The following is an 18,574-nucleotide window of genomic DNA, read 5'->3' on the forward strand; positions in this document are numbered from 1 at the left end:
CCAGCCGGTCCGGTGGCACGGGCGCCCTCAAGACTCAGAGGACTCGGGGAGCGCCTACCACCAGGGGTGGAAGTTGACCGCGACGTTGCCCTGCTGGATCGCCGTGAAGGCCGACCCGTTGACCTGCGCGGTGTTGTTCTGGTTCGACGCACCGGAGCCGGTGGCCACCTGCTGGGAAGTCGACGAGTTGCCGCTGTTGTTCCCGCCGACACCGCTGCCGATGATGCTGGCGACACTCGCATTCGATCCGTCGTTCGCGAAGGAGCCGTTGTCGGCCGAGGCCACACCGCCGAAGAGGGCGACGGCGAGGGGGAGAGCGGCGACGGCGGCGACTACGCGGGCGGTACGGATGCTTGCCATGTCTGAATCCTCCAGAAAAGCGAAGTGGGGCTTGCTTCAAGGCAGTTGGCCGACCGCCTCGGTCGTTGCGTGGTGACGACGTCGCGAGACCAGAGTTGCCCACCGAATCCCCGGCGAACCAGCCCGGAGTCCACGATTCCCCCGCAAGTATGAGCAACATCGGATAAACCTCATTCGCACCCCAACACCCCTGGTCAGCGCGGTAGAACCGGCTGAAACCACCGCCGGATCTGAGCTGAAACGTTCCCTCAAACTCACGTGCGTCGGACATGCCGAAAAGGGCCGCTCTGTCCGGGAACCCCACCGTCTCCCGGGCCTGCGGCCCTGCAATGCCAGGCTGCGCGCCCCCTGCGCGCCCCCGGCGCCCGCCGGGGCCATTCCACCGTGCCCCGCTCCGGGGCACGTCCTGGGCGCGATCCGCGGTCGCGACCTGCCGACCGGGCTCCAGCGCCTGCTCCTGCTCGTATTCGTACTCGTACTCGTACTGCTCTCGACTGCCTACTGCGCTGTCACGTCATACACGGAATGCGTGGTGTGCCATGTCGTACGGGCTCGGCGCTACGCGACCAGATCGAGCCCTTCGCGGCCGACTCGGGAGGCACCCGAGGCGAGGGACGCGGCGGCCGTCGTCGAGCGGCGGACGGACGGGGCCTTGCCGTGCGCCTCGGCGCGGATCCGCTGCTTGATGGTCGGCGGGAGCGATCCGCCCCGCATCATCGCCCGCCAGCTCCGCCGGCCCATCGGCCGGGCCGGCCGGCGTACGGCGGCCGCCACGCGACGGGAGGGAGCAGGGACGGCGGCGGGGGAGGCGGCGGCCGGGGCGGCCTTGGCGCCGAACCCGAGGGAGGCGAGGAGGGCGACGACGACAGCGACGACTGCGGTCCAGATCGACGTGACGGTGATGCGCTGAGCCATGACGAGGTCCTTCGTTTCGCGATGTTCCGACGGGCGGATCTGCATACATTCGTCATGATGTGGTCGCAACCGCAGCACCCCCACGACCCGCGCCGATCTTCCGACAAACACCACTCGAAGGGCCTAGGGGGCGCCTACCGTGGCCGCATGGACAGCTCCCTACAGCTCGCGCCCTGGGCGGAAGACGACTTCTGGCTGCTGCTGCGCAAGAACGAGCCCGTCATGACCGAGCACCTCGGCGGCCCGGAGACCGAGGCCAAGCTCAAGGACCGCCATCAGCGCTATCTGGCGCTGAGCGCCCGCGAGCCGTCGGCCGGACGGGTGTTCCGGATCGTCGCCGAAGGCGAGAGCGTGGGCACGATCGCCTTCTGGGAGCGCCTGTGGAAGGGCGAGGAGGTCTACGAGACCGGCTGGGGCATCCTCCCCGAGTTCCAGGGCCGCGGCCTCGCCGCGAGGGCGGCCCTCGCCGTCATCGGCCACGCGGCCGCGCACGGCACGCGCCGCCACCTCCACGCCTTCCCGTCCGTCGACCACGGAGCGTCCAACGCCGTCTGCCGCAAGGCGGGCTTCGTCCTGCTCGGCGAGACCGAGTTCGAGTACCCGCCCGGCCAGTGGCACACGAGCAACGACTGGCGGGCCGTGCTGGCCTAGGGGGTGTCCGCAAAGTAGCGCCGTGCGCCCGAAGGGCGGTCTCGCGGCGTTCGGTGCGTGCTCTCGGTGTGCCGGGCGGAAGCCCGTGTACTGGACGTACTCGGGATTTCGCCCGGTGCGCCGAGAGCGCGTGCCGGGCGCCGCGGGGCGGGCGGGACTTTGCGGACACGCCCTAGGGGGTGTCTTGTCGATCGGGCCGGATCAGGCAGCGACGGTGGGCGCCGTGGATCGCAAGGCGGAGGAGGGAGGCGACGCGGTGGGGGCACCTCCCAGCGGTAGCTGGGGGACGTCGGCGACCGAGGACAACGCGGCGAGGCGCGGTGCCCACCGCCGCGAGCCCGGCATGATCGGCGAGACACCCCCTAGGGGGTGTCTTTTGGATCAGGCCCCGCCATAGGCCGCTCAGCGCGCCGCCGCGAACAACCCGATGGCACCACCGTCCGCCCGACCACGAGACTGCACCGGTGACCCCCCTGCCACCGCCGCCCGGCCCGCACCTCCTGCCGGCACGGGACCCCCGCGCCCAGTACCTCGTCCTCGACTACGCGGACATGCACGCCCTGGTTGCCGACCTGGTCCTGCCCGGCGAGGCGTCGATGTACGTGATGAGCGCACTGGAGACCTCCCGCGAGCTCATCCGGCACTCCTACTACCGGTACGAGTTCGCCACCGTCGCCGTCACGCATTCCCTCTTCGCCCTGGAGCACGTCCTCACCGAGCGGCTGGGCGCGAAGGAACCGCTCCACGCCCTGATCGGGCGGGCCGCCGACGCAGGGCTCGTCACCGCCGGACTCGCCGCCGAACTCGACCGCGGTCGGATGCTGCGCGACAGGCTCGCACAGGGCGCCGCGTCGAGTGCGGCCCTCCACGTGCCCCAGGCCTTGGCGATGCTGCGGGCCGTCTTCGACGCCGTCTCCCTGCTCCTGCGCCCACCGTCCGGGGCGGCGGCGACAACCGCCGACGGGGGCGGGACACGGCCCGAAGGCGGACTCGCGGAGCTGTGGGAGGAACACATGCGCGCACCGTTCCCCGACGGCTTCCGCGGCGTCGACTTCGAAGGCGTGGACCTGGTCCTCCTGGACGCCGATGTCGCCGGCTACGTGATCAGGGAGCTGAAGGACGGACTCGACGAGAGTGGCATCGCGGGCCTCTGGGGCTGCATCACCGACCTCGACACGATCGCGCCCTTGATCAACGAGGAGTACTGCGCCGCTTACTTCACGAAGCTCCGGACCATGGCCCGGGTCGCGGCGGCGCGCCACATCCCCACCGCGCTCTGACCACCCGGCGCAGCGGAGAGGGCGGGCCCCCTCATCGGGGAGACCCGCCCTCTGACCTGCTATTTCTCTGACCTGGCGGTGGGTGTGGGATTTGAACCCACGGTGACTCGCGCCACGACGGTTTTCAAGACCGTTCCCTTAGGCCGCTCGGGCAACCCACCTGGCCGGTACAGAGTACCGGCAGGTGGGGGGCGGCCGGGTCAGGAATTCTGGGCCTTGTCGTAGGCCGCCTTCGCCTCGTTGCCGAAGTACGGACCGAACATCCGGTTCGGCAGGAAGGTGTAGCCGAAGCTGTTCACCGAGACCTGGGTGCCCAGGCCCGTGGCCTCGTTGAAGTCCTGGAACCAGGGGCCGCCGCTGGAGCCGCCGGTCATGTTGCAGCCCAGGCTGTGGTCCTTGGTCAGCAGGAAGTCCTTGCCGGTGTTCCCGCTGCAGTAGACCAGCTTGGTGCCGTCGTACGGCGCGGCCGCGGGGAACCCGAACGAGTACATCTTCTTGTTGTAGCCGCCATTGAACAGGATCCCCTGGGCGCCGACGACCTGGCTGAGCTTCTGGCCGCCCAGCGGGGCGACGACGGCGAGGCCGACGTCCATGTTCATGTCCTCGCTGGCGGCCCACTGGTCCGTCGCGAAGGTCTTGGTGGCCGACCACTGGCCGTAGGGCGCGTTCCCGTTGTCGTACGCGGGGACGAAGATCCAGTTGGTGTGCCAGGTGCCCTGGTACTTCACGCAGTGGCCGGCGGTGATCACCGTGCTGCCGTTGGCGCTGGTGATCGAGTCCCCGGAGCAGGACGCCGTACGGTCGCCGAAGGTGAAGAAGACCCGGCCCGAGGTCTTGACCACCGCGCCGCCGCCCGTCCACGCGCCGCCCGCCTGCGGGAACGAGGTCGGGGAGGCGGCCACGGCGGAGGGCGCGGTCGGGGCGACCAGCGTCGGCCGGGCGGCGGCCGCGACCGGCGCCCGCCCGGTCCCCGGCGCCGCCGTCACGTCCAGCGGGGTGGCGCCGCGCATCCGCTCGGCGGTCCAGAAACCCTGGGTGTGCTGCTGCTTGAACGAGGCGGGGGAGTCGGCGGCGGCCGAGGGGGCGGCCGCCGTCAGCGCGCCCGCGATCAGGGCGCCCGCCGCCATGAGGACCGATGCTGCCGTGCGATGACGATTCACGCAGGACTCCTTCTGCCGTGCCCGGTCCCGTCGGAACGGGCAGGGTGGGGGTGAAGAGCTGTCGGTGCGGATCGGCCGCAGGGTCGCACGTGCGGCACGAGAAGTCAGGAGACGGTCGGAACGTTCGGTCGGTTCCGGCCAGGAATTGGCCAACTCCCTTCGATGGGCCGCGGGAGCCGGCCCACTGAGGTCATACCGTCAGCAGCACGCCCGCGTACGAGACCCCCGCCACCACCAGCCAGGCCCCGAGCCCGAGTACCGCGGCCCGGCCGCCGGTCCGGGCCAGCCGGGGCAGGTCCACCGCGCTACCCAGCCCGAACAGGGCCGCCGCCAGCAGCAGTTCCTGGGCGGTGTGCGCCCACTCCAGTGCCGCGTCGGGCAGCACCCCGGTGGCACGCAGCGCGGCCGCCGCCAGGAACCCGGCCACGAACAGCGGTACCGGCGCCGGACGGCGCCCCGACGGCATGCGCACTCCCTGCCGCCGCGCCCGCACGGAGAAGGCCACCGCCGCCACCAGCGGAGCCAGCAGGGCCACCCGCATCAGCTTGACCAGAACGGCCTCGCCGAGTGCGCCCGGGCCCGCGGTCTGCGCGGTGGCCACCACCTGGCCGACGTCGTGGACGCTCGCGCCGACCCAGCGCCCGAAGGCCGGGTCCGAGAGCCCCAACGGGCCCTGGAGGAGCGGGAGGACCGCGATGGCCAGCGTCCCGCACAGGGTCACCAGCGCCACCGAGGCGGCCACGTCCTCCTCGTCGCTCCCCGACACCTGGCTCACCGCGCCGATGGCCGAGGCTCCGCAGATCGAGTACCCGGTGGCGATCAGCAGCGGCTGGTCTCCGGGGAGCCCGAGCCGGCGGCCCAGCCACAGGGTGCCGAAGAAGGTGGCGGCGACCACCGCGGCCACCATCGCCACCGTGGCCCAGCCCAGCCGGAGCACCTGGTCCAGGCCCAGGCCGAGGCCCAGCAGGACGATGCCGATCCGCATCAGCCGCCGCCCGGCCAGCGACAGGCCCGGGCGGGCTGCTCCGCGTACGACCTCGCGTATTCCGGGGAGGTGGGCCACTGCGATGCCGAGCACCACCGATGCGGTCAGCATGGGCACCGCGGGCACCAGCCGGTGCACGCACCACGCCACCAGCACTCCGGCGACCGCCATCCCCAACCCGGGCCAGGATGAGGATGTTTCACGTGAAACATGCCCGGCGCCTTCGGTATCCGCCCCGCGCACGGGGCGGTTCAGCAGCGCCATCAGTCGGTGGGGAGCGTATAGACGCGACGGACACTGCTGCCCAGGCGGATGACATCGGCGCCGTACACGTGCAGGGATATCGCCGTGGTGCGACAGGAGTTGTAGACCTTGTGGATATCGCCGGGCGGGGCGAATCCGCAGACGTCACCGGGGCCGTTGACCACGTGCTCGGTGGCCACCAGCCGGGCGCAGGCATCTCCCGTCGCGGGGGCCAGCCGGTAGCGGAGCTCGCTCTCCTCGCCCTCGTGGACCCCTGCCACGCACCAGGAGACGTGGTCGTGGATGGCGGTCTCCTGACCGGGCAGCCACACCAAGGCGACCACCGAGAAGCTGCCGTCCGGCTCGGCGTGCAGGACGTGCTGCCGGTACCGCTCGGGGTCCCCCACGCGCTGCTCGGGAGTGAGCAGGTCGGGCGTGCCCAGGTGCGGGGCGACGCGCTCGCCGACGAGGTAGGCGGTCAGGTCCGGGGCCAGCCCCCGGTCCACGACCGTACGGATCTCACTGACGAGGGCGGCCATCCTCGCGGTCGTACGGGCCGGCGTAGTGGTGGTCATATGGGCAGCGTCGAGCAGCCCACCCATCACGTCCAACGACAGTTCTCACCTGAAATCCCAAACGCTGCTTATGGATTCGGGAGAGGAGAAGTCGGGCGATCAGCAGCCGACGCGGTTCGAGGCCACCTGCTTGAGCGCGTTCAGGACCACGGAGGTCGCCGGGATACGCAGATGATCGCGGTAGACGTACGCGGCGATGTGCCGGCGCGCGGCGGGCTGGAGCGGCCGCCCGCATACCTTGCTCAGGGAGAGGGAGGGCAGGACGAGCGCGGGCATCATCGCCACCCCGAGCCCCTGCCCGACCATGCTCTGCACGACCAGGTTGTCATCGGTGGCGAACCGGATGTCGGGAACGAAGCCCAGCTCGGCGCATTCGTGCAGCAGGTTCGCCCGGCAGCGCGGGCAGCCGGCGATCCACCGCTCCTCCGCGAGATCGGCCAGGTGCACGGCCCGCCGCCGGGCCAGCGGGTGCCCGGTCGGAAGCAGCACCGTCAGCTGGTCCTCCAGCAGCCTGACCTCGGCGACCTCCTCCGGGATCTCCTCGTGGAGCCCGGGATAGGTGAAGGCCAGGGTGATGTCGCACTCCCCGCGCTCCAGGCGGCGCAGCGACTCCGGGGGCTCCCCCTCCAACAGCTCGACCTGGATGCCCGGATGGTCCTTGGCCAGGTCGCTCAGGGCCTCGGGGACCAGGGTGACGTTGGCGCTGGGGAAGCCGCACAGCCTGACCCGCCCGGTGCGCAGGCGTGCGTACGCCTTGAGCTGTGCCTCGGCGGCGGAGAGACTGCCGAGGATGGACTCGGCGTGCCGGGCCATGGACTCGCCGGCCTCGGTGAGCTGCATCTTGCGGCCGACCCGGGTGAAGAGCGGTGTGCCGACGGCGCGTTCAAGCGCCTTCATCTGCTGGGTGATCGCAGGCTGGGTGTACCCGAGGGCGCGGGCTGCCGCCGAGTAGGACCCGGAGGCCACCACTTCGTGGAAAGTACGTATGTGCCGGGAATCGAACACATGGGAAGCATAAGCGGACGTTGGGAGGGGCCGTAGGCGTAATCGCGCCCACGGCCCCTCCCATCAAGCCAGCGGCCCGGTCGGTTTCGCGCCCGGGCCGGGCGTCGTTACTTGTCGCCCACCCGCGAGCCGAGGGTGATGTCGACGGTGGTCGGCTTGCCGTCACGCTGGTACGTCAGCTTCACCACGTCGCCCGGCTTGTGCGTCCAGATCTCGCTGATGAGGGTCGGGCCGCTGTCGATCGGCTTGTCGCCGAACCGGGTGATCACGTCGCCGGGCTTGAGACCCGCCTTGCCGGCCGGACCGTTGGGGTCGACCAGGTCGTTGGCGGGCGCACCCTGATCGGAGATCTTGGCGCCGTCGGTCTTGGACTGGAGGTCCACGGAGACCGAGATGATCGGGTAGACCGGCTTGCCGGTCTTGATCAGCGACTCGGCGACGTTCTTCGCCTGGTTGATCGGGATCGCGAAGCCGAGGCCGATGGAGCCGGCCTGGCCGCCGCCGAATCCGCCGTTGCCGGCCGACTGGATGGCGGAGTTGATGCCGATGACCGCACCGCGCCCGTCGAGCAGCGGACCGCCGGAGTTGCCGGGGTTGATCGAGGCGTCCGTCTGGAGCGCGCTCATGTACGAGTTCTTGCCACCGGAGCCGTCACCCGAGGCCACCGGGCGGTTCTTGGCGCTGACGATGCCGGTGGTGACCGTGTTGGAGAGGCCGAAGGGGGCGCCGATCGCGATGGTCGAATCGCCGACCGCGACCTTGTCGGAGTCGCCGAGCGGCAGCGGCTTGAGGCCGGACGGCGGGTTCTTCAGCTTGAGCACGGCCACGTCGTAGCCCTGGGCCCGGCCGATGACCTCGGCCTCGTACTTCTTGCCGTCGGAGAAGGTCGCGGAGAGCTTGCCGCCGTTCGCCGCGGAGGCCACCACGTGGTTGTTGGTGAGGATGTGGCCCTGCTGGTCGTAGACGAAGCCGGTGCCGGTGCCGCCCTCGCCGTCGCCGGCCGAGGCCTCGATGGTGACGACGCTGGGCAGCGCGCCCGCGGCGAGGCCCGCGATCGAGCCGGCCTCCCGCTTGAGGTCCTTGGGGGTGCTGCTCGCGGCGACCGTGGTCGAGCCGACGCCGTTCTCGCTGCGCTCGGCGGCCCAGAAGCCGATGCCGCCGCCGACGCCGCCGGCGAGGAGGGCCGCCACGAGCACGGCGGCGATCAGGCCGCCCTTGCCCTTCGGCTTGGCGGGCGGGAAGCCGTCGGCGGTCGGCGGCACGCCCCAGACGCCGCCGTCGTGGCCGCCGCCCGAGCCGTACGCCGGGACCGCGGGCGGCGGGGGCGGCCAGCCCTCGGCGCCGTGCGCTGCCGGGGCCTGGGGCTGCGGCGCGGGGGCCTGGGCGTAGGCCGGGGCCGCTGCGGGGGCCGGGGTGGGCGGGATCTGCTGGGTCGGCTCCGTGCCGGGCGCGGGCGTCGGCGGGAGCTGCTGGGTGACCGGCTCCGCGGCGGGCGGCGCCGGAGCGGGCGCCGCCGGGGTCTCCGCCGCCGGTGCGGGTGCAGGCGTCTCGGGGGCGGGAGCGGCCACCGGGGGTGCAGACGGGGCCGCGGGGGGCGTCGGGGCCGCGGTGCCCTCGTTCTCGGTGCTCACAGCGCTCTTCTCCTCGTCACACACGGCTTCAGAAAAACTGGCGATTCGGCCCGACTGAACGTTCGACGTGCCGCACAAGTTCCTGGGAAAAGCCTTCCCCATGACCCGTCAGAGCACTGTAAGCCGGACCTGTGCGTCTTCCTCATTCTTTATATCGGGCATTCCGGGCGCATCCGCACGGCGGAGCCCGACACCCGGGGCCGTCTCGGTGGCACCATGACCCGGTGACCCACGCACTGCCGCCCATCCAGGTCGTCGCCCACCGCGGCGCCTCGGAGGATGCCCCCGAGCACACCCTGGCCGCCTACCGCAAGGCCATCGAGTACGGCGCCGACGCCCTCGAATGCGATGTCCGGCTCACCGCCGACGGCCATCTGGTGCTGGTCCACGACCGCCGGGTCAACCGCACCTCCAACGGCCGCGGCGCCGTCTCCGCCCTGGAACTGGCCGACCTCGCCGCCCTCGACTTCGGCTCCTGGAAGGACCGCGAGGAGTCCCCGGACTGGGACGCCGACCCCGAGCGCACCTCCGTACTCACCCTGGAGCGGCTCCTGGAGCTGGTCTCGGACGCCGGCCGGCCGGTTCAGCTCGCCATCGAGACGAAGCACCCGACCCGCTGGGCCGGACAGGTGGAGGAGCGCCTCCTCTTCCTCCTCAAGCGGTTCGGGCTGGACGCCCCACCCTCCGAGGGCCCGCACCCGGTCCGCGTCATGAGCTTCTCCGCGCGCTCCCTGCACCGGGTGCGGGCATCGGCGCCGACGATCCCGACCGTGTACCTGATGCAGTTCATCTCACCCCGGATGCGCGACGGCAGGCTGCCGGCCGGCGTGCGGATCGCAGGGCCCGGGATGCGCATCGTGCGCAACCACCCCGCGTTCATCCGCAAGCTCCAGAGTGCGGGCCACTCCGTGCACGTATGGACCGTGAACGAACCCGAAGACGTTCAGCTCTGCGCTGATCTGGGTGTGGAAGCGATCATCACGAACAGGCCGCGACAAGTTCTGTCACAGCTCGGGCGCTGACGTCCCCATTTGCCCACCCGTCCCGCTCGCCACGCCCATAACAGGGTGTGCACCGGCGCATCCGCTCCGCAATCGTCCGACTGAATGCGTCAGAGGGCTCCGCTTGGTCGGTTTCCGGTCCAGGCCATTGGGGCATCCAGACCATGGCGTGGGGCTAAGGAGGTTCCGGGGGTGGCGTTGGTGGTGGCACAGGAAGTGCCCACGTCTTCGCGCATGGACGTATGCCATGGTCCTGCGGGCGTGGGCGAGGCGAGACGCCGCATGCGCGAGCAATTGCGTATGAGCGGGGTGTCCGAATCGGTCGTGGACGACGCCGTACTGATCCTTTCCGAACTGCTCAGCAACGCCTGCCGGCACGGCAGACCGCTGGGCGCCGGGGAGATCGGGGACGGGGAGATACGCGCCGCGTGGCGCATCGACAAGGCGGGACGGCTGACGGTCGAGGTCACGGACGGGGGCGGCCCCACCCGCCCGGTTCCGGCCACGCCCTCGGTCACCGCGCGCGGCGGTCGGGGGCTGAACATCATCAGCGCCCTCGCCCAGGACTGGGGTGTCCGGGACGGAGCGGCAGGCGAGGTCACCGTATGGGTGACGGTTGCGTGCGGGGCCCGGCACGAGGATTTCGCTACGCGCGTTGCGCCCCCGGCGATCGACTTCAGCACAGCCTTCGACGATCTCCATCCGTGACCGGATCCCCGACCCGGATCCGCGACATCAACACCGGCCATCCGACCGAGCGGCCGCCGGGAGCGCACGCCGACCGTGCTCCCGGCCGCACCCTCCCGGTTGCGGCGGTACGAACGGCTAGGCTCGCGCCCAGACACAACGCCGTACCGCCGCAACCGGGAGACACCCACGATGGCCAAGAAGCGCCCCGCAGCGAAGACTGCAAAGCCGCAGCTCAAGAACGGGGAGATCCCGGTGGTGGGCGCACGCGAGCCCTGCCCCTGCGGATCCGGGCGCCGTTACAAGGCCTGCCACGGCGCAGCCGCCGCACACGCCGTCACCGAGCACGTGGCGCGCCCCTTCGAGGGCCTGCCCGGCGAGTGCGACTGGGTGGCGCTGCGCGAGCTCGTGCCCGCGGCGACCATCCCGCTCACCCTCAAGGGCGGCCTGCCCGAGGGCGTCCCGTCCGTCACGCTGGTGACCGTACTGCCGATGGCCTGGCCGGCGCTGCGCCGCGAAGACGGCTCCGTCCTGCTCGGCCTCCAGAACGACTCGACCACCGGGGACCTCGCCCGGGACATGGCCGACACCCTGGAGCGCGCGCTCGTCGCTGACCCGGGCACCCCGGTGGCCGCCCGCCGCGTTCCCGCCGAGGGTCCCCGACTTCAGGATCTCCTGGACACGGACGGCGTTTTCGAGCCGGTTGTGCACAGTGGCTTCGAATTCTGGATTCCGGATGCGGAGAGCGCCCAGAACGCCTCCCCGGAGATCGCCGCCTCCCTCGAGCGCGCCAACGCCGCCGCCATCCCCACCGTCAAGCTGTCCGGCGTGGACGCGGCCTACTGGTGCGAGACCCCGGACAAGAACCACCTGCGCTGGGTCATGCCGCACCCCGAGGAGAAGCTGCTCGACGCCCTCGCGCGACTGCACGCCGCGGGGACCTCTTCGCTCGGCGAAGGCACCCGACTGGTCGGTTCGTTCCGGGCGCACGGTCTGGTCGTCCCCGTCTGGGACCTGCCCACCGGAGTGACCGCCGACGACGTGGAGAAGCCCGCGGCGGAGTTCGCGGAGCGGCTGGCCACGGCCCTGGCCGCGGACGCCCCGCTGACCGCGGAGGAGCGCCGGGCGCGCGGCGGACTGACGAACCGCCAGGTCACGCTGAGCTGACCGCCGAGCCCCCGCAGGACCGGTGACTGGGGTCACAACTCCCGCTAATCGCCTGCAAATCGGTGTCTGAATATCAGAGATCGAATTTGCGAACAGGCGATCTCTTGTTACCGTTCTTGTAGCCCGGTCGCTGGTGCATCCCCCGTCGCCAGCGACCGGGCCCTTCCATTTCCGCCGTCGCTCAACCGTCGGCCGGTGCCAGTGAGTTGCTCCCGGACCGCAGCAGCAGCTTCCCTTCATCATCCGGAACTGCAAACTCCGCAACTGCCGAGTAGGCGTCCGGCGCACCCGCCGAGTCCTCACGCGGTGTCTCGCACAGTCCCGGCTCGTCGCCCGCCCCGACCGCGCAGCGGATCTGCACCGTGCGCCCCGCGGGCCCCATCACCGTCAGAACGGCGTCCAGCGGACGTCCGCTGGTGTTGCGGTAGTAGCTGCGGCCCCAGGTCCGGCCCTCTCCCGCGAGGACGCAGGTCTGCGCCTCCAGGCCCTGCGGGGAGGAGAGTTCGGGTCCGCACCGGGAATCCGTACGGGGCTGCTCGGACGGGCCCGGCTGCTGCGCCTGCCGCTGTCCCTGCCGCCCCGACTGCGGCTGCCCCTCCGGTGGCCCGGCCTGCCGCGCGGGCCCGGCGGCAGGTGTCTGCGTACGCGCCCCGCCCGATGGACCGGCGAGTCCGAGCGAGGAGAGCAGCCCGCCGCCTTTTCCGTCGTCCTGACCGGCGAAATCCGGCCCGGCGATCGCTCCTGCCAGCGGGAGCGACAAGATGATCAGCACACCGGCGCTGATACCGATCAAGCGGAGATTCATTCGGCGAAGATAGCGATGCGGGAATGGGCGCGGAGATGCCCGCGCCCAATTCCCCTGGAAACTCGTCGCGCTGGCACCCGTACGAGTGATCGGCGGGTGCCGGGAGCACCGGTTCAGTACGCGAGTCGGCTGCCGCCGCCGGAGGCTCCGCTGCTCGCCTCGACCAGCGCGTGCACGACGGCCTCGACCTCCGGCAGCCACAGGCCGCCGGCGTCGGGGCCGTCCTCGGGGTCACGCTCCCACCGCACCTGCCCGCCACCCGAGGCGGGGGAGGGCGGGAGCAACAGGTAGCCGCCCTCGCCGTGGAAGCGCAGCGCGGAGGGCACGTGGTCCTTGGCGTACAGGAGTTCGCCGAGCCGCTCCAGGGAGTACGGCGCGACCAGCAGCGCCCAACGGGTCGGCGTGGCCACGATCGGGCCGAGCCGCATGCCCTGCGCGTCCAGGCGGACGACGGCCCGGGCCGCCGCGTTGGCCGGCAGGCTCACGGCGCAGGGCGCCGACCCGCCGGTGGCCAGCAGTACGGGAGCGGTGGGCCGGTTGGTCCACCACCAGGACACCATCCGGGGGTCGGTGGTGGCCGCGAGCAGTCCGGGGTCGAAGGGGTGCGCGCCGGGGACGACGCAGTCGGGATCGGGGCAGGCGCACCGGTTGCTGTCGGCGCCGGAGCGGCCGACGCCGGGCAGCACCGGCCACTGCCGGGCGGTGGCGCAGGTGAGCGCCGCGTCGAGGAGGGGGAGGGCCGGATCACCGCTCTGCCCGGAGGCGGGACGGAGGGTTTTCAAGCGATCGCGGAGCCGCTGGAGACGCCTTCCGAGGATCTCGCGCATGAGCGCTCGTTCCTTTCCGTTGAACGCCGAGGGCCACATCACACCATGTAACCGGTGTTTCACCACACGTACACGTTTCGCGTCACTGTCCGCTCTGAAGCAGGTTCACACGGTTCGTGCAGTTTTCTTACGGGTCCATGAAACGTCCGGCGGGGGCGGAACGCGACCCGCGCCAGTGCCGAGACCGGCTGCCGCCGCTAAGGACGACGGGCCGTGCCGGGCGGTTCCCGGCGACCGCCGGGCTGCGCCAACTCTCCCCGGGCACCACCGATTAGGTACCCGGAGCCACTCCGACGCCCGACCAGTCGATCGCAAAAACCGTCCGCTTCCGGCTTTTTCCAGCCAAGTTCTAGCCTTGGCTGGACAGTGAGTTGCCGTCCCACGGACACCAGGATTCCCACATGGGCAATGCTGGACATCGATCCTCGTGTGCGTGTAGATGTGGATTCATTGATGGCGGCGCAGCACGATCTGGGGGTTTGCGATGCTATATGGCGAATCGCACCAGGTGGAAAGGCGGACGCCATGAGCGCCCCGCATCTGCCGAAAGTGGCTGGAATCGATCCAGCAGTTACCGCGGTCCCGCAGACTGCGGCGCCCACGCCCGCCCGAACCGCCCCCGCACCGGCTGCGGCAGCGGTCCCCGGACCGAGCACGGTGATCCAGGACCGGTTGGCGGGCATGGTCTCCGACCTCACCACCCTGCACGAGCTCACCGAGCGCCTCGCCCGCGCCCGTGACCTCGACTCCTCCCTCCAGGAGTTCCTGCGCGCCGGAGCCGCCCTCGTCGGCGCCCGCCGCGGCCTGATCGTCCTGGAGCCCTCCGACGGACTGGGCCCGACGACCACGATCGGCCTCGGCCTCGGCCGCGCGGACCTCGGGCACATCGAGACCGTGCCGCGCACCGCGACCTCCTACGGCCGCATCCTCGACGGACTCCCCGATGCCCGGGGCGGCTCCGACGTACTCCCCGAACCCGACGCCGCCCCCGGCTCGGGCGGGTACGGCACCCCGGTCGACCCCCGCCACCGCGAGGTCGCCGCCCGGCTGGGCTACGCCGCGAGCTACGCGCTGCCGCTGACCGCCGAGGCCACGGGCCGGCTGGGAGCGGCCGTCTGGCTCTACGACGAACAGGCCGAGCCGAGCGAGCGCCAGCGCGACCTCGCCGGGCTCTACGTCCGGCACGCCGCCGAACACCTGGCCCGGATGCTGGAGGTGGAACGCTCCCGCACCCGTCTGGCCACGGTCGCCGAGGAGCTGCTGCCCAGTCGGCTCCCCCGCATTCCGGGGGTCCAGCTCGCCGCCCGGCACCACACCGGACCGCGCGGCGGCGGCGACTGGTACGACGCGCTGCCGCTGCCCGAGGGCGCCCTGGGGCTGGCCGTCGGCTCCGTCACGGGGGCGGGGCCCAGCGCCGTCGCCGCGATGGGGCGGCTGCGGGCCTCGTTGCGCGCGTACGCCGTCATGGAGGGGGAGGACCCCGTCGCGGTCCTGTCCGACCTGGAGCTGCTGCTGCGCCTGACCGAGCCGGCGCGCTGCGCGACGGCGCTCTTCGCGTACTGCGAGCCCGCCGGGGCCCCGCATGCGGGCAACCAGGGGCGGAAGATCATCCTGGCCGGGGCCGGGCACGCCCCGCCGCTGCTCATCGGCGATCACCGCACGGAGTACGTGGAGACCACGCTCTCCGCGCCCCTCGGGATGCTGTCGTGCTGGGAGGCGCCGAGCGTGGAGATCGAACCCGCGCCTGGAGAAACGGTGCTGCTGTACACCGACGGGCTGCTGCGGCGGACCGGAGACCCCATGGACCGGGCCTACGCGCGGCTGCACGCCGCCGCCGCGGGGGCGCCCCGCGCCATCCGGGAGGATCCGGCCGCCCTGTGCGACCACATCCTGCGGACGGTGCTGCCGGCGGACGATCCCGCCGTCGCGCCCGCCGGTCCCGCCCCGGACGCGGCGGCTTCCACCGTGTCCGCCACCACGGCCGCCATGGCCGCCACGGAGGACGGAGTGGAGGACATCGTCCTGCTCGCTGCCCGTTTTGACTGATTCCTCACACCGCCGCCGGGCGTCTTCCCCTCGCACATACGATGGATGCGGTCCTACCCGGTCCTGTAGTAGCTGTCGTAGGTGTCGTAGCTGAGGAGAAGACGTGGCTGACGAGCTCACCCCGGAGACCCCGGAAGAAGAGCAGCCCCAGAAGAAGCACAAGCAGCGCAAGAACGGGCTGTACCCGGGCGTCAGCGACGAACTCGCGGAGAGCATGCGCACGGGCTGGGCCGACACGGAGCTGCACGGACTGGAGCCGATCCCCCAGGCCGCGCACACCGCCGCCCGCCGCGCCGCGCTGTCCGCGCGCTTCCCCGGCGAGCGCCTGGTCGTGCCCGCCGGTCGCCTCAAGACGCGCTCGAACGACACCGAGTACCCCTTCCGCGCCTCGACCGAGTACGCGTACCTGACCGGCGACCAGACCGAGAACGGCGTGCTCGTCCTCGAGCCCTCGGGCGAGACCGGCCACACCGCCACCATCTACCTGCTGCCCCGCTCCGACCGCGAGAACGGCGAGTTCTGGCTGTCCGGCCAGGGCGAGCTGTGGGTCGGCCGCCGCCACTCCCTGGCCGAGGCCGAGCAGCTGCTGGGCATCCCGGCCAAGGACGTGCGCAAGCTCGCCGACGACCTGACCGAGGCCGAGGGCCCGGTCCGGGCCGTCCGCGGCCACGACTCCGTCATCGAGTCGGCCCTGACCGACAAGGTCACCAAGGAGCGCGACGAGGAGCTGCGCGTCTACCTCTCCGAGGCCCGCGCCGTGAAGGACGAGTTCGAGATCGGCGAGCTCCAGAAGGCCTGCGACTCCACCGTCCGCGGCTTCGAGGACGTCGTGAAGGTCCTGGACAAGGCCGAGGCCACGTCCGAGCGCTACATCGAGGGCACCTTCTTCCTGCGCGCCCGCGTCGAGGGCAACGACGTCGGCTACGGCTCCATCTGCGCCGCCGGCCCGCACGCCTGCACCCTGCACTGGGTCCGCAACGACGGCGACGTCCGCTCCGGCGACCTGCTGCTGCTCGACGCCGGTGTGGAGACCCACTCCCTCTACACCGCCGACGTCACGCGCACGCTGCCGATCAACGGCACGTACACCGACATCCAGCGCAAGATCTACGACGCGGTGTACGAGTCCCAGGAAGCCGGCATCGCGGCCGTCAAGCCGGGTGCCAAGTTCCGCGACTTCCACGACGCCTCGCAGCACGTCCTCGCCGAGAAGCTCGTCGAGTGGGGCCTGCTGGAGGGCCCGGTCGAGCGCGTCCTGGAGCTCGGCCTGCAGCGCCGCTGGACCCTGCACGGCACCGGCCACATGCTCGGCATGGACGTCCACGACTGCGCCGCCGCGCGCACCGAGGCGTACGTCGACGGCACGCTGGAGCCGGGCATGTGCCTCACCGTCGAGCCCGGTCTGTACTTCCAGGCCGACGACCTGACCGTGCCCGAGGAGTACCGGGGCATCGGCGTCCGGATCGAGGACGACATCCTGGTCACCGAGGACGGCAACCGGAACCTGTCGGCCGGACTGCCCCGTGCGTCGGCCGATGTCGAGGCGTGGATGGCGCGCCTGAAGGGCTGACGCCCGCCTCCGGTCGGCCCTCGGGCCGGCCCCTGGGTTCGCCTCCGATGGGCGGGATCTCGTACGCGAGTCCCGTCCATCGGCGTATCCGGGAGTCCTGTCCCCGCTAGGACACCTTCAGCAGCGCTCCCTCACGCCATTTCAGGATCTTGTCGAAGCTGACCACCGCACCCTGGCCCGGCCGGTTGCGGAACCTGACGTGGTCGGCGAGTTCCGCGATCAGCCACAGGCCCCGGCCGTGCTCGCTCTCCGAGGGTTCGGAGGGGCCGGCCGGCGGGGGTCTGCGCCCCGTGACGGTCGCCGCCGGGAAGCCCGGGCCCGAATCGGTCACCTCGATGCGGCAGCAGTCCCCGTCCAGGTACGCCGTGACGCGGTACGCCGCGCTCGCCTCCGGGACGGATTCCGCGCCGGCACCGGCTTCGGCCGCCGGACCGCCGTGTTCCACCGCGTTCGCGCAGGCCTCGCTCAGTGCCACCGAGAGATCGAAGGAGATGTCCGGGTCCACCCCCGCGGTCTCCATCGTCCCCAGCAGCAACCGCCTGGCGAGCGGCACGCTCGCGGCTTCGCGCCTCAAGTGGAGAGACCACCAGATGCTCATACGGTTACGTATTGCCGCCCGTGGCGGGGCGTAAGCCCCTGGCGCTCGCCACAGCCCTCATTCGGCCGATGCGGCACTCCGAAGCAGCGGTGTATGCGGCGGCGTACGGGCCCGCGCCCCGGCGCGGACACCCGAGGTGAAGCCCTCGTACAGGGGCACTCACGACCTTCCGGACCTGCCGTATGGACGAGGTGAGGGCAGTGCGATGATGGCCCGGCCATGACTGTCCCCCACGCGACGCCCGCCGGAGCCGGACTCCGGTTGCTTCGGGCCGCGGTGTTCACCGCGGTCTGCGTCGTGCTGTCCGCGGCCGGGCACGCGCTGGCGTCCTGCGCCGCGGTGCCCTGGTGGGCCCTGGTCATCGCCTTCCTCTCCGTGTTCGCGGTCGCCGCCCCGCTCGCCGGCCGGCGGCGCTCGCTGCCGGGCATCGCCACCGGGCTCGCCCTCGGACAGCTCGGGCTGCACGCGGTGTTCGGCCTCGGCCAGCACAGCGCCGCGGAGGCCCAGGCACCCGCCGCCGCGGACGGCTCGCTCGCGGCGCTCGCCGCCCGGCTGGTCTGCGGGGGCAACTCCGTACCGCTCAGCCCGGCCGACGCGCGGCAGATCCTGGAGACCGCCGGACTCGATCCGGCCGCCCTGGCCGCCCAGGCCGCGGCGCAGGGAGCGGCACCGGTCCACACCGGCCACGCGCACCTCGCCCAGGCCGCCGCGGCTCCCGCCACCGGCCTGTTCAGCACCGGCATGCTCCTCGGCCACCTGCTGGCGGCCCTGGCCGCCGGCTGGCTGCTGGGCCGCGGCGACGCCGCCCTGTTCCGGCTCGTGGAGCTGTCCCGCAGCTCCGCCGAGGCCGATCCGGTACGTCCGCTGCGCACCGCGCTGGCCTTCGTACGGGCCCTCGGCGCCGGGCTCGCGGGTACCCCGGCCGGCGCCCCTCAGGCGGCCCGTACCGCCGCCGAACCCGCCGCGCACACCGGCCGGGACGCACTCCAGCACACGGTGATCAGGCGCGGGCCGCCCCGTACGGCGCTCGTCCTCGCAGCCTGACGCGGCACCCCCTCCCCGGAACAC

18 protein-coding genes and 1 tRNA gene are annotated in these 18,574 nt (G+C 72.0%); 8 read left to right on the top strand and 11 right to left on the bottom strand.

Annotated elements, in window-relative coordinates; all coding sequences use genetic code 11:
• Positions 1 to 54: 54 nt before the first annotated feature.
• Both ACFYZS_RS10265 and ACFYZS_RS10270 read right to left on the bottom strand, forming a co-directional pair.
• Complete coding sequence (locus ACFYZS_RS10265) at positions 55 to 360, bottom strand: hypothetical protein (protein ID WP_389009162.1); 306 nt, start codon at positions 358 to 360, stop codon at positions 55 to 57.
• A 558-nt stretch (positions 361 to 918) separates the two neighbouring features.
• Entirely contained in the window at positions 919 to 1,275 is a 357-nt protein-coding gene (locus tag ACFYZS_RS10270; protein WP_389009165.1) for a DUF6344 domain-containing protein, read from the bottom strand.
• A gap of 147 nt (positions 1,276 to 1,422) precedes the next feature.
• On the opposite strand from ACFYZS_RS10270, the gene ACFYZS_RS10275 reads away from it, so the two are divergent.
• Together ACFYZS_RS10275 and ACFYZS_RS10280 are read left to right on the top strand one after the other, a co-directional pair.
• Positions 1,423 to 1,926: a GNAT family N-acetyltransferase gene (locus ACFYZS_RS10275; RefSeq protein WP_389009168.1), complete on the top strand. Its 504-nt coding sequence runs from the start codon at positions 1,423 to 1,425 to the stop codon at positions 1,924 to 1,926.
• Between the two features lie 464 nt (positions 1,927 to 2,390).
• Positions 2,391 to 3,206, top strand: coding sequence for a hypothetical protein (locus ACFYZS_RS10280; protein ID WP_389009170.1), 816 nt, complete (start codon positions 2,391 to 2,393; stop codon positions 3,204 to 3,206).
• Positions 3,207 to 3,279: 73 nt separating this feature from the next.
• On the opposite strand, the gene ACFYZS_RS10285 is transcribed toward ACFYZS_RS10280, so the two are convergent.
• The 6 genes from ACFYZS_RS10285 to ACFYZS_RS10310 form a co-directional block, all read right to left on the bottom strand.
• Positions 3,280 to 3,367, bottom strand: a tRNA-Ser gene (locus tag ACFYZS_RS10285).
• Between the two features lie 39 nt (positions 3,368 to 3,406).
• The gene (locus ACFYZS_RS10290) at positions 3,407 to 4,366 is read right to left on the bottom strand and encodes a trypsin-like serine peptidase (protein WP_389009172.1); all 960 of its coding nucleotides are present in this window, start codon (positions 4,364 to 4,366) and stop codon (positions 3,407 to 3,409) included.
• Positions 4,367 to 4,556: 190 nt separating this feature from the next.
• The gene (locus ACFYZS_RS10295) at positions 4,557 to 5,615 is read right to left on the bottom strand and encodes a YeiH family protein (RefSeq protein ID WP_389009175.1); all 1,059 of its coding nucleotides are present in this window, start codon (positions 5,613 to 5,615) and stop codon (positions 4,557 to 4,559) included.
• Positions 5,615 to 6,169 carry a cysteine dioxygenase gene (locus ACFYZS_RS10300; protein WP_389009177.1) on the bottom strand — a complete coding sequence of 185 codons (555 nt, stop codon included), beginning with the start codon at positions 6,167 to 6,169 and terminating at the stop codon, positions 5,615 to 5,617. Before ACFYZS_RS10300 ends, ACFYZS_RS10295 begins: the two co-directional genes overlap by 1 nt.
• Before the next feature lie 99 nt (positions 6,170 to 6,268).
• On the bottom strand, positions 6,269 to 7,174 hold the full coding sequence (locus tag ACFYZS_RS10305) for a LysR family transcriptional regulator (protein WP_389009180.1): 906 nt from the start codon (positions 7,172 to 7,174) through the stop codon (positions 6,269 to 6,271).
• A gap of 107 nt (positions 7,175 to 7,281) precedes the next feature.
• A complete protein-coding gene (locus ACFYZS_RS10310; RefSeq protein ID WP_389009183.1) occupies positions 7,282 to 8,805 on the bottom strand; it encodes a S1C family serine protease in 1,524 nt (507 codons plus the stop codon).
• Between the two features lie 224 nt (positions 8,806 to 9,029).
• On the opposite strand from ACFYZS_RS10310, the gene ACFYZS_RS10315 reads away from it, so the two are divergent.
• The 3 genes from ACFYZS_RS10315 (at position 9,030) to ACFYZS_RS10325 (ending at position 11,660) form a co-directional block, all read left to right on the top strand.
• A complete protein-coding gene (locus ACFYZS_RS10315) occupies positions 9,030 to 9,827 on the top strand; it encodes a glycerophosphodiester phosphodiesterase (protein ID WP_389009186.1) in 798 nt (265 codons plus the stop codon).
• Between the two features lie 84 nt (positions 9,828 to 9,911).
• On the top strand, positions 9,912 to 10,514 hold the full coding sequence (locus ACFYZS_RS10320; protein ID WP_389009189.1) for an ATP-binding protein: 603 nt from the start codon (positions 9,912 to 9,914) through the stop codon (positions 10,512 to 10,514).
• A gap of 171 nt (positions 10,515 to 10,685) precedes the next feature.
• Positions 10,686 to 11,660 (top strand): DUF5926 family protein, encoded by a 975-nt coding sequence (locus tag ACFYZS_RS10325; RefSeq protein WP_389009192.1) that lies wholly within the window; start codon positions 10,686 to 10,688, stop codon positions 11,658 to 11,660.
• Positions 11,661 to 11,841: 181 nt separating this feature from the next.
• On the opposite strand, the gene ACFYZS_RS10330 is transcribed toward ACFYZS_RS10325, so the two are convergent.
• On the bottom strand, positions 11,842 to 12,465 hold the full coding sequence (locus ACFYZS_RS10330; RefSeq protein ID WP_389009195.1) for a hypothetical protein: 624 nt from the start codon (positions 12,463 to 12,465) through the stop codon (positions 11,842 to 11,844).
• A gap of 113 nt (positions 12,466 to 12,578) precedes the next feature.
• On the bottom strand, positions 12,579 to 13,292 hold the full coding sequence (locus ACFYZS_RS10335) for a bifunctional DNA primase/polymerase (protein ID WP_389009198.1): 714 nt from the start codon (positions 13,290 to 13,292) through the stop codon (positions 12,579 to 12,581).
• A gap of 408 nt (positions 13,293 to 13,700) precedes the next feature.
• Between ACFYZS_RS10335 and ACFYZS_RS10340 the strand changes: the two genes are divergently transcribed.
• Entirely contained in the window at positions 13,701 to 15,338 is a 1,638-nt protein-coding gene (locus ACFYZS_RS10340; protein ID WP_389009201.1) for a PP2C family protein-serine/threonine phosphatase, read from the top strand.
• A 103-nt stretch (positions 15,339 to 15,441) separates the two neighbouring features.
• Positions 15,442 to 16,908 carry an aminopeptidase P family protein gene (locus tag ACFYZS_RS10345; protein ID WP_389009203.1) on the top strand — a complete coding sequence of 489 codons (1,467 nt, stop codon included), beginning with the start codon at positions 15,442 to 15,444 and terminating at the stop codon, positions 16,906 to 16,908.
• 106 nt (positions 16,909 to 17,014) lie between these two features.
• Here the strand turns inward: ACFYZS_RS10345 and ACFYZS_RS10350 are convergent, their stop codons facing one another.
• Positions 17,015 to 17,506, bottom strand: a complete 492-nt coding sequence (locus tag ACFYZS_RS10350) for an ATP-binding protein (protein WP_389009206.1) — start codon at positions 17,504 to 17,506, stop codon at positions 17,015 to 17,017.
• A gap of 219 nt (positions 17,507 to 17,725) precedes the next feature.
• Between ACFYZS_RS10350 and ACFYZS_RS10355 the strand changes: the two genes are divergently transcribed.
• Positions 17,726 to 18,550 (top strand): hypothetical protein, encoded by an 825-nt coding sequence (locus ACFYZS_RS10355; RefSeq protein WP_389009209.1) that lies wholly within the window; start codon positions 17,726 to 17,728, stop codon positions 18,548 to 18,550.
• Positions 18,551 to 18,574 lie beyond the last annotated feature (24 nt).

It is taken from the genome of Streptomyces sp. NPDC001903 (genome assembly GCF_042891345.1).
Classification (GTDB): Bacteria; Actinomycetota; Actinomycetes; order Streptomycetales; family Streptomycetaceae; genus Streptomyces.